The sequence below is a fragment of the uncultured Shewanella sp. genome, from assembly GCF_947501665.1.
In the GTDB taxonomy this organism is placed as follows: domain Bacteria; phylum Pseudomonadota; class Gammaproteobacteria; order Enterobacterales; family Shewanellaceae; genus Shewanella.
The window spans coordinates 1-18,122 of the sequence record NZ_CANMWS010000001.1; the positions used below are offsets into that span (position 1 = coordinate 1).

General features: G+C 41.5%; 15 protein-coding genes, 2 tRNA genes and 2 rRNA genes. 8 read left to right on the top strand and 11 right to left on the bottom strand.

Annotation, left to right across the window (positions count from 1 at the left end):
- The first annotated feature begins 375 nt into the window (after window positions 1-375).
- From rrf (Q0976_RS00005) to Q0976_RS00020, 4 genes are all read left to right on the top strand, one after another.
- A 5S ribosomal RNA gene (gene rrf, locus Q0976_RS00005) occupies window positions 376-491 on the top strand.
- A 108-nt stretch (window positions 492-599) separates the two neighbouring features.
- Window positions 600-675, top strand: a tRNA-Thr gene (locus Q0976_RS00010).
- Window positions 676-699: 24 nt separating this feature from the next.
- Window positions 700-815 (top strand): 5S ribosomal RNA (gene rrf, locus Q0976_RS00015).
- A 36-nt stretch (window positions 816-851) separates the two neighbouring features.
- Window positions 852-928, top strand: a tRNA-Asp gene (locus tag Q0976_RS00020).
- Window positions 929-1,384: 456 nt separating this feature from the next.
- On the opposite strand, the gene cysE is transcribed toward Q0976_RS00020, so the two are convergent.
- On the bottom strand, window positions 1,385-2,185 hold the full coding sequence (cysE, locus tag Q0976_RS00025; RefSeq protein ID WP_299489537.1) for a serine O-acetyltransferase: 801 nt from the start codon (window positions 2,183-2,185) through the stop codon (window positions 1,385-1,387).
- 408 nt (window positions 2,186-2,593) lie between these two features.
- Here cysE and Q0976_RS00030 point away from each other — a divergent pair, with 408 nt between their 5' ends.
- From Q0976_RS00030 to Q0976_RS00045, 4 genes are all read left to right on the top strand, one after another.
- Window positions 2,594-5,782, top strand: a complete 3,189-nt coding sequence (locus Q0976_RS00030) for an FG-GAP repeat protein (RefSeq protein ID WP_299489539.1) — start codon at window positions 2,594-2,596, stop codon at window positions 5,780-5,782.
- Between the two features lie 720 nt (window positions 5,783-6,502).
- Complete coding sequence (locus Q0976_RS00035; protein ID WP_299489541.1) at window positions 6,503-7,501, top strand: isocyanide synthase family protein; 999 nt, start codon at window positions 6,503-6,505, stop codon at window positions 7,499-7,501.
- A complete protein-coding gene (locus Q0976_RS00040; RefSeq protein WP_299489543.1) occupies window positions 7,494-8,201 on the top strand; it encodes an HAD-IA family hydrolase in 708 nt (235 codons plus the stop codon). Before Q0976_RS00035 ends, Q0976_RS00040 begins: the two co-directional genes overlap by 8 nt.
- Before the next feature lie 97 nt (window positions 8,202-8,298).
- Window positions 8,299-10,131 carry an L-tyrosine/L-tryptophan isonitrile synthase family protein gene (locus Q0976_RS00045; RefSeq protein WP_299489545.1) on the top strand — a complete coding sequence of 611 codons (1,833 nt, stop codon included), beginning with the start codon at window positions 8,299-8,301 and terminating at the stop codon, window positions 10,129-10,131.
- 92 nt (window positions 10,132-10,223) lie between these two features.
- Here Q0976_RS00045 and Q0976_RS00050 read toward each other — a convergent pair whose 3' ends face one another.
- From Q0976_RS00050 to fliD, 10 genes are all read right to left on the bottom strand, one after another.
- A complete protein-coding gene (locus Q0976_RS00050; protein WP_299489547.1) occupies window positions 10,224-10,508 on the bottom strand; it encodes a hypothetical protein in 285 nt (94 codons plus the stop codon).
- Between the two features lie 305 nt (window positions 10,509-10,813).
- Window positions 10,814-11,242, bottom strand: a complete 429-nt coding sequence (locus Q0976_RS00055; RefSeq protein ID WP_299489549.1) for a pilus assembly protein PilZ — start codon at window positions 11,240-11,242, stop codon at window positions 10,814-10,816.
- A complete protein-coding gene (locus Q0976_RS00060; protein WP_299489551.1) occupies window positions 11,235-12,248 on the bottom strand; it encodes a flagellar motor protein MotB in 1,014 nt (337 codons plus the stop codon). Before Q0976_RS00060 ends, Q0976_RS00055 begins: the two co-directional genes overlap by 8 nt.
- Window positions 12,248-13,105: a flagellar motor stator protein MotA gene (motA, locus tag Q0976_RS00065; RefSeq protein WP_299489554.1), complete on the bottom strand. Its 858-nt coding sequence runs from the start codon at window positions 13,103-13,105 to the stop codon at window positions 12,248-12,250. Before motA ends, Q0976_RS00060 begins: the two co-directional genes overlap by 1 nt.
- A 16-nt stretch (window positions 13,106-13,121) precedes the next feature.
- A complete protein-coding gene (locus Q0976_RS00070; protein WP_299489556.1) occupies window positions 13,122-13,847 on the bottom strand; it encodes an RNA polymerase sigma factor FliA in 726 nt (241 codons plus the stop codon).
- A 296-nt stretch (window positions 13,848-14,143) separates the two neighbouring features.
- On the bottom strand, window positions 14,144-14,602 hold the full coding sequence (locus tag Q0976_RS00075) for a flagellar basal body-associated FliL family protein (RefSeq protein ID WP_299489558.1): 459 nt from the start codon (window positions 14,600-14,602) through the stop codon (window positions 14,144-14,146).
- A gap of 14 nt (window positions 14,603-14,616) precedes the next feature.
- Window positions 14,617-15,906 carry a flagellar hook-length control protein FliK gene (locus tag Q0976_RS00080; protein ID WP_299489560.1) on the bottom strand — a complete coding sequence of 430 codons (1,290 nt, stop codon included), beginning with the start codon at window positions 15,904-15,906 and terminating at the stop codon, window positions 14,617-14,619.
- Window positions 15,896-16,237 (bottom strand): hypothetical protein, encoded by a 342-nt coding sequence (locus Q0976_RS00085; RefSeq protein WP_299489562.1) that lies wholly within the window; start codon window positions 16,235-16,237, stop codon window positions 15,896-15,898. Before Q0976_RS00085 ends, Q0976_RS00080 begins: the two co-directional genes overlap by 11 nt.
- A complete protein-coding gene (fliS, locus tag Q0976_RS00090; RefSeq protein ID WP_299489564.1) occupies window positions 16,206-16,586 on the bottom strand; it encodes a flagellar export chaperone FliS in 381 nt (126 codons plus the stop codon). The genes Q0976_RS00085 and fliS overlap by 32 nt, the downstream gene beginning before the upstream one ends.
- A 2-nt stretch (window positions 16,587-16,588) precedes the next feature.
- On the bottom strand, window positions 16,589-18,025 hold the full coding sequence (fliD, locus tag Q0976_RS00095; RefSeq protein ID WP_299489566.1) for a flagellar filament capping protein FliD: 1,437 nt from the start codon (window positions 18,023-18,025) through the stop codon (window positions 16,589-16,591).
- Window positions 18,026-18,122 lie beyond the last annotated feature (97 nt).

An 18,122-nucleotide genomic window follows, 5' to 3' on the forward strand; every position in this document is an offset into this window, starting at 1 on the left:
GTAAGCGTTGTGAGGCGTTGAGCTAACTGATACTAATGACTCGTGAGGCTTAACCATACAACCCTAATGGGTTTTACCGGAAATGTTCTACTTAACATGTTCCATACATGTTGAAGTATTTCCTACATCCATGGAGGTCGTACAATGGTAAACTTAGCAAAATTAGAAAGAACACTTAATGTAAGTGGTCATAAAATGCTCCTGCGTTTATGATATAAAGTACATCCTTGTACTAAAACTCAATTATTTATCTTTTGACCTTAGTGTCGAAAGCAGCTTTCAAATTTAGGAATAAATTTTATCAAATACATCCTTGTATTTGACCCTAACGGGCCGAACTAAAGTTCGTTAAAAATTGTTCCATACAATTTTTTGTCTGGAAACCATAGCATTGTGGTCCCACCTGATCCCATTCCGAACTCAGAAGTGAAACGCAATTGCGCCGATGGTAGTGTGGGGTCTCCCCATGTGAGAGTAGGTCATTTCCAGACGCCTATTTAAACTTTGCTTTCTTCTTTATAGAAAGAAAATAGAAGCAAAGATATTATCTAGATGCAGTGAAATGTCACATAAGACGCATAGATAAGATAGACGATTTTGCTGATATGGCTCAGTCGGTAGAGCGCATCCTTGGTAAGGATGAGGTCCCCAGTTCGATTCTGGGTATCAGCACCACTTAATTTAAAAATAAAGAATTTGTCTGGAAACCATAGCATTGTGGTCCCACCTGATCCCATTCCGAACTCAGAAGTGAAACGCAATTGCGCCGATGGTAGTGTGGGGTCTCCCCATGTGAGAGTAGGTCATTTCCAGACACCAAATTTAGTTTTGTGCGTAAGCTTAAAACTAAAGGAGCGGTAGTTCAGTTGGTTAGAATACCGGCCTGTCACGCCGGGGGTCGCGGGTTCGAGTCCCGTCCGCTCCGCCAACATTACGATAAGCCCTAACAGCAATGTTAGGGCTTTTTTCGTATTGACGTATTGAAATTTAAAAATAAAAGAAAACCAAAAGAGCGGTCACTCTCAAGCATCCATGCTCTACATGACATTTGTGCCTCCATGTTCTTCTTCCCAGTCTAGTTAAGAGAGTCCTGTTAAAGAGCCCAGTTGTGCTGATAATGTTCCATACACTATTCAACAGCCACTCCATCCTTGGGGATTTTAAGGCTTTTTATTGGAGATCGTCGGCCTGTCACGCCGGTGGGCGAGTTCGGTTGTCACAAAGAGCGAGTCCGCTTCACAATATTTCGATAAGCCCTAATAGCAATGTTAGGCTATTTCGTTTTTGTCATTTGGAAAAGAGATAATGAGAAAGCATGTATCAATCCTTTCTCAAGAAGGTGATCATTTTTTCCTAAATGATCACTTTTTTACTTAGATTGGTATTAGATCAACGCACTGGATAATGAGTCATCGTAGACATTTTGTTCCATCGATTGTGCGGGGAACTCACAATCGGGTTTGCCGACGACTTTGGCGGGTACACCGACCACTGTAGTGTGAGATTTGACATGATTGAGCACCACGGATCCTGAGCCTATTTTTGCGCCTTCTCCTATCTCAATATTACCTAGAACCGTTGCTCCTGCACCTATCAGTACGCCTTGACGAATTTTGGGATGGCGATCGCCTTCTTCATTACCCGTCCCTCCTAATGTGACCGATTGTAATATTGAGACATTATCGTCAATAACGGCGGTTTCACCGATGACTATGCCTGTGGCATGATCGAACATGATCCCTTGACCAATACGGCAAGCGGGATGGATATCCACGCCAAAGACTTCTGAATTGCGGCTTTGTATGAATCGGGCCAGTTCTTTACGATCTTCTTGCCATAAGCAATGGGCCAAGCGGTGTACTTGAATGGCCATAAAGCCTTTTAAGTTTAGCAGGACCGTTAAATAATCGACTGCGGCAGGATCGCGATCCGCTACGGCTTTAATGTCGGCGGCAACAGAGGTCAACATGGTTTCACAATTAATAAAGGCTTGATCAAATAACTCCCTAAAAGTAAAAGGGGAGACCACTGCATCTGAGAGTTTGTTAGCGACAATAAAACTCAAAGCCGATCCTAAACATTCATGATTGAGCACACAAGAATACACATGGCTGGCAAGTAGCGGCTCCTTTTGAACGAGTGCGGTTGCTTCTATTCTTAATTGTTCCCAAACTTCATAACGCATACGGTTTTGCTCTTTATTATTAATGAATGTGTATGGATATCGCTTAATGAGAGCGACTTTACATGATGCGGCAGTATTATTGATCGCAACCCTTTAAGCTAACATTTAGTAGACGTTACTACAAAGTAGAACAATAGTTTATTTGGCACTAAGTTATATAAACATGATGGCGGGTCTTTTGGGAGCAGTATTAACATTATGATGTCCTTTTTATGAGTTATTGTCGATTATTCATCTGTCTTTAGTATCCTATTTATGTTTATTTATTGATCACGCTTGTATTCTTTAAGTTTATGAAATGTAACTTTTATTTTGCATTTGTCTTTACTTTTTGTTTGCTCCTGTCGCATTGATATGGTCACAACTCATGTGAGTTGTGTCCATGGAATAAAGGAAGATAGGAACAAGATGTCTGATCTGTTTAAAAATACCCATTTAGCAAAGCGTTTAAGTCCCATTGCATTAGCCATGAGTGTCGCGGCCTGTGGTGGCAGTGACTCTTCTGGAGAGGCAAATACCAAGACTCAAGAAAATAGCACGCCGAGCCAAATGGAAGTCACAGTAACACCGCATTTTGCTGCGCTATACCGTCAAAGCATTACCAATACAACAACTGCAGCCAGCAGTTCTGTAAACAGTATTGCTAAAGATAGTAATGCTGATATCAAGCTGTACAGTACAGATGCGTTGGCGCAAGTGAGCAGCGGTAATGATATTCAATTTGATAGTACACTTAACGCATCGCCTGTCGATTTAGTGGTTTCAGAAGACACCCGTTTCGACGGTCAAATGCAGGCCACATCCGTGACCACAGGGGAAGTGCAAACCTTTGACTGGCCGCTGACGCTTAAAACCGATGGTAGCATAGTGTCCCACCGTACTTTGGCATTAACGCCAGATACTTATGATTTCATTGTCGCCATTGAACATGACGAGCAGCAATATGTGGCTAAAGCCTTAGGGGAAGTGATTGTTGAGGGCACAAGCCCTGAAGTGGAGTTGTTGTTTCAGCCACATTTAGGCGAAACCTTAGTCATCTTAGAAGACATCGATGAGCTTGCCACCTTAAATTTTCAATTCTCAGCCGATGAGCTGGCTTTATTGAGTGTGCCTAAACTGGGCTTAATTATCGATGGTGCTGATGAGGTTATTTACGAGCTGGATCCCGAATACGGCCTCACTAATGTGACCTTGCCATTGGGCGATGGTAATTACGACATTTTAGTGAAACTCTATGACGATAACCGTCTTGTTGGCATGATGCGCGCAGGTGAAATCAACATTGAGCTGACTGCGGGCGGTAATACTCCCATTGATATTATTCCGCTGAGCGCCGATGTGGACTTTAGTTTTGCAGCCGACAACAGCTTGAGTGAAATTAATATTCAAGTGCCCGAAGTGTTAGTCGATCGCGTGTCCGGGGTTGAAAACCTAGCCATGATCATGCGTCTCAGTGCTGAGAGTAGTGTAGGCAGTGGTGACGCTAATGTCAGCAGTGAAACACTGCATAGCTTTGTGTTTGAAGAGGGAGTCTATCAGCTGGCGGATGCTGAGTTACCGCAGTTTTATGCCCAAGGGGCACAAACGGCCACAGCCTATTTAAGTTTTTATGCAAAGCGTGAAGATAATACCTATACTGAGGCGCCACTGGCCAGTTGCGCCTTTGAGGTGGAGCTCGGTGAAACCCAAATTAAAGGCTGTGAGCTGAGTGTCGATGTATCCCATCAAATCAGTGGCAGCTTGTTATCGACCTTGATGCTCAGCGTCACCACAGATAGCGATCCCGCCTTGGCCATTGGCGCCGAGATTTATGTCGACAATATCTTAGTTGGCTTAACAGGCAGTGAATATCAAACCGCGTCCATCAAGCTGCACTTGCCCGCTGGTGAGCATAGCATTCGCGCCCAAAAAGGTGATTTATGGGCCAGTTTTACTCAAGAGTACGCACCACTTTCTGTGGTGAATCACTTATTATACTTACAAGAGAATATTCCCACTGAAATTGTGCTTGATGAGATCAATATTCTCGCCACGGGCGTCAAAACCTTCAAGCTGGACTGGAGTGATTCCAACAACTGGGCCAGTGAATACCAAGTCTGCTTGTACGATGTCAGCCTGTCTGCCAATGATTTTTGTCATCCACTGGGAGAACCTGTTGTTGATAGCGAGAACAGTGTTTATCTGGATGCGGCGCTACTCACCGACAATCCGCAATTTTTTATTCGTGCCACTAATGGCAGCCGCAGCGTGGTGAGCGGTATGGCTACCCCAAGCAGGTCGCAATTGGATGCCGCGGTAGGTTATTTTAAAGCCTCAAATACACAATCTAGTGATAATTTTGGTACTTCGGTAGCACTTAGTGGTGACGGTATGCTAATGGCAGTAGGGGCCTCAGGTGAAGATTCCAATGCCACAGGCATTAATGGTGACCAAGTAAATGGTAATGCTAGTTCTACAGGAGCTGTGTATTTGTATCGTCGTGAAGGGCTTATTTGGCAACAAACGGCTTATGTGAAGCCTTCAACAGCAAGCGGACAAAAATTTGGTGGCGCTTTAGTCTTGAGTAACGACGGCCTGACTTTGGTCGTTGGCGCTGCTGAAGAAGATTCAGACAGTGATGGCATAAATGGTGATGAGACCAATACTGATGCAATTAAAAGTGGGGCGGTATATGTGTTCCGATATACGAATGCTACTTGGCAGCAACAAGCCTATTTAAAAGCGGGACAATCTGATCAGAATGATCAATTTGGCAGAACCTTAGATATCAGTGCCGATGGGAATACCATGGTGGTTGGTGTCATGTATGAAGACTCTTCTGCTACTGGAGTGAACGGTGATGAGTCGAATAATGACGCTGAGGAAAGTGGTGCAGCCTATGTGTTCACTTTTGAGAATGATACTTGGTCACAAGCAGCTTATTTAAAAGCCAGTAATTCGGAAGCGGATGATCGATTTGGCCGTAATGTCGCTATTAATTTAGAAGGCAATAAAATTGCTGTTTCTGCTCCATATGAAGATTCCTCTGCTTTAGGCATTAATGGCGATCAAACTAATAATGATGCTGAAAATAGTGGGGCGGTTTATGTATTTCAACGTGATGGAGGCGTATGGTCACAGCAAGCATACATAAAACCTAACAAGCAAGGGGGCTTTGCTACAAAGTTTGCGATGAACGGTCCTGGAGATACTTTAGTTGTATCTGGCAATGAATTACATACTTATACTTTTACAGATGAGCAATGGGAAGTTCATACTTCACCTTCAGTGAGTTCTTTTAGAGACTTTCAATTGAGTTCAGATGGCGCTTCGCTGTTTGCTCATATTGGTGTGGTAGGTGATGATACGGATATTGGAAGGACAAATCCCGATTTTGCAGTTGGTCAATATATTCAAGTAAATGATGTATGGACACTTCATAAAACCTTTAAGCCGACAAATAGCCTATCAGATGTATTTGGCAGTAGCCTGGCTATTGATGCAGCGGGCCATACTCTTGCGGTAGGGGACTCTGGTGAGAGTAGCCGTTCAACTGGTATTCAAGGAGATCAAAAGGCTGGGTATATGCCAGGTGCAGGCGCCGTTTACGTTTATTAGTTGAATACTTTAATTGGGTTTGTTTTTTACTCATGGTCGTTAATGGTATTTCGCTAGAAATAAACCCACATTAAACACTTGTCAAACCTCTAGCGGGCCTTATTGCGCCCGCTTTTTTGTGCTCGTTTTTCATTCGAAGACTATTTATTTTTTTGTGTTTTTATTTGGATGTTTTTATTTGGACACCCATAATTGTTTTTAGGCGTTTTTATTTGGGCATCTTTTTTATTCAGCTATCTTTCACTTATATCCTTTCATCAATGCCATTTTGTTAAAACATCCATTTATTAATATTCTCTTTACACTTTATTAAGTCACCCATGATTGCTCAAAGCCATTTTTAATGATCCATTTAAGTACTGAGTGAGATTTTATTGATTGTTTTTTATTCTTTTTGTGATGGTAATAAAGCATATTAGAACAGAAGCTTAGTCGATTAAGATTATTTGCGGTGTCTTTATTAGGAATTGTTTACATTTCGAGTGTTTATTCTATAATCGTATTGTTACTTTTTGATACAAGTGGCTAACCGTGAGTAAATACTTGGTAAACATTTGGTGTTTCATTGATAAATTAATCGTATGCCAATAGTGAGTTCAGGGAAAATGTTGAGTGAATACTGAATTAGGGGTTAGCCGCTGTGGATCATCCACGGCCTAGAGGAGGGATGCTAGGTTTATTTGAGCTAGGATGCGGTTACTCTGATGAAGAGATGCATGCATGGATAAAAACAATAAAGTCACTGCCAGTGATATTTTGGCCATTATTTTTAAATGGCGAAAGTTACTGAAAAGTGAAGCGCTTGACCTTGAGACGACTTTTTTTTCGACTTTACCCTTAGATGAAATCACGCCGCACTTGAGCAAAGTACTGGCAATGGTAGACAATAATCAGCCTATCCATATGATTTTGCCTGCTTACCCTGGCAAATCACCAAATCGCAGTAAAACCTTGAGCCGTTTGCCTGATTTGGCTGAAACCCATTCTATTGATGTGCTCAATCAGCTTTGTAATGAAATAGCTGAGGTTTATGAGCCCGGTGCTAAAATCAGTATTTGCTCAGATGGCTATGTATTTGCTGATTTAGTGCGCATTCCTGATGAAGATGTACAAGCTTATACCCAAGCCATTCAACATTATTATCAATTACATTACTCTGGCCGTTTTGATTTTTTTGATTTAAAGGATGCTTTTGGTGTGCTGTCGAGTCTCGATGCCATGCGCGAAGAGCTCATGGTAGGCTATGGTGAGTCGTTAATTGGCTTAACAGAAGCGGTGAAAACCAGTAAAGAAACCTTATCTATGTACCAAGGGATCGCCAAATTCTTATTTGAAGATTTCAGTGGGTTAAATGAGTTTGCCGATTGCAGTAAAACCCAGATCCAAAAGCAGGCAAAAGCGGTATCACTGAGGGTGATTCAGCGCAGTAATGCTTGGAGTCGATTATTGGAAGAGTATTATCCTCACGCGCTGAGATTGTCTATTCATCCTCAATTTCGCGTGTCCGAAAAAATTGGTATTCATATGGGGAAAACGGATGATGCTTGGCGCACGCCATGGCACTCGGTTGCCATTAAACAAAATGATGAAATTCGTTTACAGCATCGCAGTCAGGTGGACGAAAATACCCATAGATTGATTTTCAATCAAGGTAAGCCAAGTCATTATTCTCAGTTGGTTAACGATAAAACAGGTGGTGTGGGAGGCTTGCATGATTAAGGCGTTAATTTTCGATTTAGATGGCACCTTAATTGATACTCTTAACGATATCATGGATGCGATGAACCAGACATTAGTGCATTATCAATTAGCGCCCCAGCCGATGAGTGTGTACCAACAACTCATTGGTGGCGGGTCTAAAAACATGGTGCAGTGTTTACTTTCTTCTCTTTGTTCGCCTGCTTCTCATTCTTTATGCTCTTTATCTAATGCCGATGAGGTGTATGCTCATTATTTACGCTATTATGGCCATAACTTAATCAATAAAACTCGAGTTTATGATGGCATTATCAATGCGTTGCAGAGATGGCAAGCACAAGGTCTGAAACTGGCTGTGGTTACCAATAAACATCATCAGCAGGCCCTCTATTTGTTAGAACAGCTTTTTGATAAGAATAAGGCAAAAGATTTTCAATTTGTGTCAATTCAAGGATTGGGTGAGATTTTTCCCAAAAAGCCAGCGCCTGATTCGACTCTGCATTTGCTTGAACAGTTAGGTGTAACCGCTCAGGAAGCTTTATTTATAGGCGATACAGTAACAGATCAACAAACGGCGAATAACGCTGAAGTGGAATTTGTTTTTGCCGATTGGGGTTATGGTAGTAAAGCGGCGTTAATCCAAGATGAATCGCTTAATGTCATCTCACATATTGATGAATTAGAGCTGTGGTTGGCATGTGAGGAAGAGAGCCTTGCTTAACGCAGATTGCCTTTAATTTTTTCGTACATATTAAAAACGAACATCCCCACTTGCTTGTAAGTCAGACCCATCAGCTGGTGGTATAGGAAATAGAAAAATGGATACAAATATAGCTTCAACATACGCTTTACAGCAAGCAAATCATACTCTAATCAATAACAAAAACGCTGTGATTGAAGCACAATTGCTTGATGTATTACAGTCTTATTTAGTCAGTCATGAAAAGGATCAATTCACCTTAAAGGGCCGTGAGTTCGCGCGTCAACAGATCCAGTATTTTATGGCACAAAATAAACCACTTGAGTTTATTTTGCCAGGGTTTCCCTGTAAGTCGCCTAATGTTATAGATAAGAGTTTCTCGGCTATGCCCGATTTGGGTGAGGTATTGGCCATTGAGCGATTAGATACACTTTGTTGTGCGTTAAATGAGATTTACCCCCATGGCAGCAGCGTCACTATTTTGAGTGATGGAACAACTTTTGCTGATGTTGTGCATGTTGAAGATGAAGTAAAAGATCAATATAAAACGGCATTAAGGCAATTATGTGTCACCGAGAATATTCAATGGGCTGATTTAATGGATTTATTGCCCGAAGCGCAATTGGCCCAAATAACAGACAGTGATAGTTTACGAAAAGCCTTGCTGAAAGGTATCAGTACTGGACCGCGCTCGTTTGAAAAGTTTGTGAAAAAGGTGAGTGATTCTCCAGAGCAAACTGAGGTGCATGACAAGCTGTGTAGCTATTTATACCATGATGTATGTATTGAACGTTTCAGTGATGGAGACAGAGATCAGTACCTTGAGAGTATTAGTGATAAAGCCTATCAAATGATGTATCGCGGCCGAGCGTTAAGTGCGGGAATAGATAAAGTTTACCCACATCATATTCGCTTATCTGTGCATGCTTATGACAATAGCGGCCCTAAGTTTACGGTGAGTTTATCCAGTGATACGAGCAAAGTGGTGAGTCCGTGGCACAGTGTGCCTGTGCGACTCTTAACAGGAGAGTATGTTCAACTTTCTCATGGGATTGCTAAGCAAAAGTGTGTGGTTAACGTCACCCATGCAGGACATAATTGGTGTTATTTAGAAGTTGCCGGTCCCCAATTACAGGGCTTTGTTTTTGAGCTCATTAAAGCACCCGCATTTGGGCTTAAAATTAGCGATCCTCAGCAGTTGGGTTATGGGTGTTTGCCGTCTGAGTTTTTACAACAACTCAGTGAGCAATTTGGGTTCATTTTGCTGAAAAATATGCCTGATATACAGCAGCAAGATCTCGTTGATTTTTGTGATCCTTTTGGGGAAATTTATCATTGGCAATTTGGTCCTGTACACGTGGTTAAGCCTGAAAAAATTCCCCATGGTTTTGTACATTCCATTGAAAAAACACCGCTGCATTGGGATTTAAGCATGTTACCTGCGTCAGAGAAAAAAGTAGAGCAGGATCCTAAGTTTGCGGCAAGTTGCTTTATGCTTTATTGCAAGACGCCCCCTGTTAAAGGAGAAGGGCAAACCACGATCGTAGACAGCCGTGTGGCACTTAAATTGGCGGGTCAATCAAAGGTGAAGCAATGGTGCAATATCGATCTAACTTATGAGACCAAACTTACGTATTTCGGTGGTACACCACGACGTTATCCGCTAGTGGATTTACATCCTACAACGGATGAACCTATTTTGCGTTATCAAGAAGGCAGTGAGTCGCAATTACAACGTTTTTCATTGTCATCTACAGAAATGTCATCAGCAGAGCTTACTGCACTTATTCAAGAGGTGAATGATATTGCTTATCATGATAAATGTTTTATTGCTCATGAATGGGAGGCGGGGGATCTTGTGATCATCGATAATTATTATACGCTCCATGGGCGTTTAGCTATGACGGAAAAATCAATGTCTCGTGAACTTTGGCGAGTACAAGTGTATTAAAAACTGACAATAAAAAAGGAGGGAGCTAACTATTCAGCTCCCTTTTGATTTGATGTTGAAAGTCAGAAGGGGATGGGTATAACCAAGAACTTTTAAAAGAAAAAGAAATAAGCCATTAAAATAAATGAGAGTAAGGCGCCGCCAATAACGGGATAAAGTAAATAACTGTCTTCTGCTCGTCTGGCTCTGCGATAACATAAGTTGACCAGAATTAAATTAAAAACAGTCAGCATAACGGAAGCCATAGAGCCATGCCTAAAAGTGAACTCTCTTATTTCAAATGAGATATAAATCAATACAAACCAATCAATTAAAATAAGGTATAAAAATAGCTTCTGCAGGCTATCAGGCCCCTTTCGTTGAGAAGCATCAGTCATGGTGACCCTCCGGATCCATCTTGTTATATATTGGAATAAGTACATTTTTTTCTTGCAGTATTGTGTAAATGCAATATGACTTAAACCAGTAGAATGTGAGCGTTTATAAAATCACGTGGATATTATTTGCAATATTATGCTTTCAGAAAGACGTCAAAATAGATCCATTTCTTAAATGGAATAAGCATAATGTTATTTATTGGCGTATTTTGAAGGTTGTTTTATGCTTTTGGTGTAGTGTGTGAGAAATTAACTACTATTACTCAATACTGTGACCATAAACAACCTTCAAATAAGTTGAGTACTTAAGCAGGCTTGATTTGGTTAATCATAGATAAAATAGCTTTATTATCTGTGCTTAGCCAACGGGCGCCGACAAAATTTAATTTACTATTGATAGGGCGAGAGCGGGCAATTTCAACGGCCATCTCATGTCCATTCAGTTCAATATTGATCTCTTGCCCGACTTTAAGGGGAGTACTGGTAACAATACCAATGCCCCCTAAGCCGAAATCTTTAATGTTGGCGATGCCGAGCTGGCTCGTTTTCCACCAACTTTTTGTACTTAACTTAACGGTAACGCCATCGCAGGCAAGAGCGAGATCTGCAGCGGCATCATCGTCTCGTAAGCTGAGTCTAGCGTGTTTCCTAAGCTCTTGTTCTTCTATATTTTTATCAACGACTGGTACCGCTTGATCCATGATGGGTGTAAAAGGTTGTTCTGTTTCACTCATAGCTGGTCCATTGCTCTGGGTATCGTGTTCTTGGTTGATTATTCTCCGCTAATTTTTTGGCTTGTTCAAGTCTTGGATCGGATTCTATGGTCTTAGTTGGAAATCCTGCCATTTCTTTGATCTGTCTCTCAGCCTTGTGAGTGAGTACTAACATTTCGATGCGTCGATTGGCATTGGCCTTTGGATCGTTAACAATAAAAGGGGCTTGATCGGCCATACCTGTGACCTGCACAATTTGATTGCGTTTGACCCCACCGTATTCCAATACGCGTCTGGCCATTAATGCTCGTTGACTCGATAGTTCCCAATTCGTAAAAGTTTTACCCACATAAGAGCTTGAATCGGTATGGCCCGAAATACTGATTTTATTTTCAACTTTAGCCAATAAGGGGCCTAAAGCTAATAATAAGTCTTCAAAATATGGATCCATTTTAGCACTGCCACGAGTGAACATAGATTGACGAACATTATCATGAACTAAAATGCGGATCCCCTGAGGCACTATTTGAATAGCCACATTGGTACTCATATCCACTTGAGTAATAATTTTATCGACTTCGCGAGCTAAAAATTCTAGCTGTGCTTGGGTTTCAAATTGTCCCGGTACCATAGCATTAAGCTCAGGGCCTCGACCGGCTTTGGGATTATCTTCTCCTGCAGGAATATGATTATGCAGAGCAGGACCGGCTCGTTCAACACCTGTCCCTGAAGCTGGTAATATAGCTTGCTGAATGGGTATCGCGCCATGTAAGTCAATCATTGATGGAGATTGACTTAAATCAAAAGGGTTAATTGAGCCTGTAGCGTACATGTCTCCTTGAAGGTATTGTACAATTTGCTCACGCTCTTTTTGGTCGGCCATTTGAATGATCCATAACACCATAAATAAGGCCATCATGGCTAAGGTGAAATCGGCAAAGGCGACTTTCCAAGCCCCATTATTAACGACTTCTCGTCTTTGCAGGGGGCGCTTTTTAATCACTATGGGTTCATTTCGTTTTGCCATTAGCTTTGTTGCTCCACCATCCAACGTTCAAGTTCAATAAAGCTAGGTCTATTTTCACTTTGAATTTGTTTACGGCCCGCATCGATGGCTAGCATGGGAGGCTTGCCTTTAGCGAATGCGGTTAATATGGCAGCAACGCAGCGAAGTTGAGCCGATTTCCGTTCGGTTAAATGCTCAAGCGCTTTTGATAGTGGCTCAAATAAGCAATAACAAGCAAAGATACCAATAAATGTACCTACTAACGCGGCAGCGACTTTAATACCAATGACTGTAATTGGACCATCAATACTTGCCATGGTAATAATAATGCCCATTACCGCCGCTAAAATACCAAAACCAGGCATGGCTTCAGCCACACGGGCTAAAGCGCGAGAAGGGCGCAGCCTGTCGTCTTCTATACGGTAAATCTCTTCTTCTAGAATTTGTGCTAAATCATGCGCAGAAATTTTACCAATGGATTGTAGCCTTAAATTATCAATGAGAAATTGCAGCACATTTGGGTGATCCAGTACAGCGGGATACATTAAAAACAATGAACTTTCTCTTGGCTTTTCAACATGATCATCGAGGACTTTCAGGCCTTGTGATTGAATTTGATTCATCAACATACCCAATAGGCCAAACAGTTGCGGATAAAGTTCAGGATCCTCTTTCTCTACACTGAATAGCTCTTTCATTTGTTGGTACATATCTACAAGAACTGCTTTAGGGTTGGCTATCACTAAGGAGCCGAGTCCTGCGCCAAAGATAATTAATATTTCAGCAGGTTGCCATAGGGCAGCGAGATAACCGCCAGCCCAAGCATAACCGCCAAAAACTGAAACAATAATGATGATTAGTCCTAATATCTTACTCATATAACGTTACCTACCTTTACTGATCCCATTGTTGATAGACTAATTGAAGTTGTTTAACTGCCTGTTTGTGAAGTTGGCAAATTCGGGTTTCAGTTAATCCTAATGTTCCAGCGATTTCTTTTAGATTAAGTTCATGCTGATAGTAAAGCGACAGGATCACTTGTTCTCTTTTATTTAATTTAGCGATTGCTTTGAATAATGTTTTCTTCGCGGCAAATTGATTAATCGCATCGGTTTTATCGGCAAAATGACTGCCTGCACCCAGCATGTCATCTAAGCTTTTCATTGATTCTGCTTGCGATGCATACAGGCGAGCACGGTAATCTTTTTGAGTCAGCCCCATTGAATTAGCCACTTCAAGATCGGTCGCCTCACGGCCTAATTGACGTGATAGTTTTCTTACTGCGTCATTGAGTTCATGGGCTTGCTGTCTCACTGGGCGAGGACGCCAGTCTTGACGTCTTAGTTCGTCTAAAATAGCACCTCGTATACGTTGCCCTGCAAAGGAAATAAAGCCATTATCAAATTCACCGGGATAACGGCGAGAGGACTCTAATAAGGCCATCATGCCAATTTGTTCCATGTCTTCAAGGGCTAAAACAGGGCCGCAATGACTTCTTAATTGCGTGACAGAGCGCTTAACAAGAGGCAGGTATTGTTTCATCACCTGACTTTCGCTGAGTCGGTTACTCACGCTTTCATCGAATACTTCTTGATAAGCTAATTGACCCGAATTCATCATCCTGCTCCTATTATTGTTATTCATAAATGAATGAAAAGTGTAAATAGTGTTTGCTCATCGGATAAGCATGGCGAGAATGAGTTGGGCCATGAACCTGATTGGTAAACATATTTCTGCTTTGATTCATATTTTTGATGTTTAAAGTGTTGCTCTGAATCAGATTGAGAGTCATAACTAAATCTTCTGTTTTCCTGTTATTATTGTGAACAAGAGACTTAGGTATCATTCTGTAAAAGAAAGATTGAGAGAGGAAAGCCTTTTAATGCTTTCATCCCTCAGCAGAATGAAACAAGCATTTATTGAATAACAATGCGAGTAAACAATAAGTCTTCTAAATCAATTTTATATTGATGTTCAATAAATAAACTCGACAACAAAGTTAATGCTTCTTGTTGTAGTGGCTCAAGTTGGGTGGGATCGTTAATTTGATCAAAGGTTTTGCTGGCAAACATTCTCATTAATGCATTACGGATCACAGGATCGGCTTCAGATAATTTATGTTTTACATTATTTGATGAGCTTTTAAGAGCCATTTCAAGTAACAAGTAATGCGGATATTGGTCACCGGGAACGGAAATAACAAAACGATCCAGTGGATAGTAACGTTCTTTTTTGATTTCAACTTTAGGTTGGTTAAAGGGGCCGCCAATAATATGTGGTGCTTGCCAACCTACCCAGAAAATAATGCCTGTCCAGGCTAGAATAAAGATACTGAGAGTGAACTTCTTATTAACGCTGCTCTTTCCAAATGCCATGTTATGCTCCTAATTTATGCTAACAGATCGACTTGGTTTTGGGCCAAGTGCTGTTGAGGGGGATGTAGGGGATCCACAGACTCACCGAATGCGTTGGCAATCGAGGCCATTTGAGTGGGGTTATCGCTTTGTTCTTGTTGTTCGCCTTGGCTAATGTCGACATCGATTTGTCCGCCATGGTCCATGGCTAAGTCATCACGTAATCTGTCAATACTCAACTGTAGTGCATCACGCACTGAGGTATTGGCTGCATTCATTTGAATATGCAGCTTGTCACCATCGAGGCGAATATTCAATTCAATTTTCCCCAGTTCAGGGGGATCGAGCCTGACTTCAGCATGTTTAATTTGTTGATCAACTTGAAAACGTAATTGCTCCTTCAAAGGAGATAGCAGTGTTTGTGCCTGCTGTGCTAAAGGGGCTGATTGTGGCACTGAAATGGGGCCCCATTGACTGGCTTTTGCTTGAGTACGCCCATGTTGAGAGATAAGTTGAGCGGCTTCATCGACCACATTGTTTCCCCCTTGCCCTAATTGCGATAGTGCGTTTTCAATATTATCGGCATTAAAGGCGAAAGCGCCGGCAGGCATAAAACCGTTGGTTTGTCGTAGGTGACTGCCTTTCAAATGACTCAAATTGAATTCGCTGTCAGAGGCTAATGAGCTGGTGGCCAAAGCAGGGTTAATCATTTGATTGAGTGTGACATCAGGACTTTTAGTCGTACTAGAATGACTGTTTTGATTTGGCTTCCCTTGCTGCAATAAGTTTGCTGTTAATGCTTGCTGAGGGGTTAAGTTAACCGCTGTGGCTTCCTGGGGACCATGGGAAGCATTTAAGGTGTGAAGTGCTTTTACATCGTTTGTTTGAGTGAGTAGCTGCGCTTGGGTTAACCTTGTGCCATCTTGCAGATCATTGAATGTTGTCTTCGTGGCTTGAGTATTCACTCCTTGAGCGGTTTGTGTTTGGCTGCCTTTTGAATCTGTTGTGTCAGTTTTTTGCTGTGATTGATTATTGGCATTTAAAGGGTGGCTGTTATCGTGTTGATCGGTATCATTATTCGAATACTTATCTTTTGATTCTGGCGCCTGAGCATTTTTGTTTTGTTCATCACGATTATTTAGCTCATGGTTATTGTCGAGCTCATCGCTGTTATCAAGCTCATGGCTATTGAGCTCAAAAGAGGATGAATTCATATCATCCTGATTATGATCAGAATGGCTAAACTTGGGGCTGGATTTTATAGAGACATCTCCAGTACTTGTATTAGCACTTCCTGTATTGGTGATAGCAAGGCTAGCGATCATCTATAGCTCCACTTGATTGGGTAAGTTGGTAAGCGGCTAATCCATCCTGTTTAGACGCAAATTGTTGCATTTCCATCTCAAGTGTTTGCTTTGAGTGGATCAGCTTTTTAAGTACTTTATCGTGAGTATCGGCAAGAGATTGTCTTGCTTTTTTTTGTGACTGGTTTTTTGGCGCCCCCGCTTGCCTTAGCGCCTTCATCATTAGGTCATTAACTTTGACTAATTTATCCCAGTCTTGCTTATCAGCATGTTTAATGAGGGCAGCTTCAAACTGCCCCCAAGGTTTTATCGCAAGGGGTTCAGCTGAGGTTACTCCAACCTTCTCTGACATCTTTAATTACCTTGATAATGGGCACTAATGCTTCGGGATCATTCTCGACACTGGCTGTCACTAATTGACGGCTACAATAGTCATAAAGGCGATTGAGGTTAGTCGCCACCTCACCGCCATTTTCAAGATCCAGCATAGAATCTAATCCATGAACTATATTGAGACACTTATTTACACTCCTTCCTTTGTCTTCAAAGTGGCGTCTTTGCATGAAGCCACCTGTGCGCTCAATTTCTTCGAGTAAGCCATCAAGCAGCATACGCACCATTTCATGAGGCGTCGCTGCAGCGGCTCTTGCATTGAGTGTGGTTTGCTTATAGGCATTGAAAGGATCGTGCTCATTTAGCATAGTTAGCTTCCTTGGTAAAACAGTGAACTGGCGGAATTTAATGAGTTGATGGTGGCTTCCATCGCGGTAAATTGTGCCAAATAAATTTGGTATTTTTGTTTCATGCGGTAATCATGTTGGCTCATGTCATCTTCGATACGTTTGACTTTTGTATCTAGATTATCTTCTTTTAAGTCTAAAATACCGCCAGTTTGAGTGAAAGGTTTAATAAAAGTATCAAGTTTATCAATAAAGCCTAAATGTTGGGTATACCCCGCAGTTGCATCACTAGGTGCAGTTGTATTTTCGGTAAACATGGCTTTAACGGCATCGGGATCGCTTTTAATGGCTTCTGTTAGCTTATCTTTATCGACGGTTAGCTTACCTGAGCGGTTTAGTTCTATGCCTAAGTCAGCTAGGCGCATGCCATTAGGTGCTTCTTCAAAAATAATATTGGTCATATTATTTTTCAGCATACGAATACTGGAGTCACCTTTTAAGACACCAATTTGGTCTTCGCTGACAGACGTGGTTTTGAATTCATCATCTTCTTCTTCGTCGTCATCACTATCACTACTGGAGCTGCTACTCGTTTCATCTAAAACAGTACTGCCCATAGAGCGAGTTAATTGGTTGAGTTTATCAATAAACTCATTAAAGCTATCGACAAAATCAGTAACAGAATCTTTGGTTGAGTCGTAATCAGACTCCACTTTGATCATGCTAGACTTACCCGTTTCATGGGCTTGGTTTAGCTCAATTGTGATCCCATCGATGACTTTATCGAGATAATTACTGCTATTGGTAATAGTGACGTCATTTAATACAATTTTAGAGTCTTGTGCATTCTTGAGCTCTGTCATTGCAAAAAGACTGCCATCCAGTTGTACATCTAATGTATTATCGACCCCAGTTTCATTCGATGTCAGGAGTAGCTCTACTGAACTACCTGTACGCATCAAAGAGGCGGTGACACCTGGGTTATCAGAGATTGAATTAATGGCATCGCGTAAATCGGATACCGTTTTTGTGCCACTAGCATTAAAGTCATCAAGATCGATTTCGATTTTATCAGTAGCCTCGCTACCCACTTGAATGCTAAAAACGCCAGACATACCTGCATCTGTCAGTAATTCATCTTCAGTACCAAAACTGGCTGATAATTGCTGTGCCTGTGCCAGTTGTTTGACTTCAAGTTCATAATTGCCTTTAGGTGCATCTGAGTCCACAGTAATACTGGCATTCTCATCGCTTATTGAAGCGGTTTTTTTCTCAAACGCATCGCCATCTAATTTACCGATTTTACTGGTGATTTTATCTAAGCTTGTTTCCAGCATCTTGTATGCATCTAATTTTAAATTGGTGCTACTAAGATTATTACTATAGAGCTGATCTTTACCCATACGATCGGCAGCAACCAATTGTTCGGCGAATTGAGCTGAACTCATACCTGAAATCATGACTTGTCCTCATTGGCTCTTGTTGAGCATTACAATTAAAAAGCAAATTTTGTGCCACTTTTTAATTTGTTGAAAGTATTGAATTTAAAACTAAAGG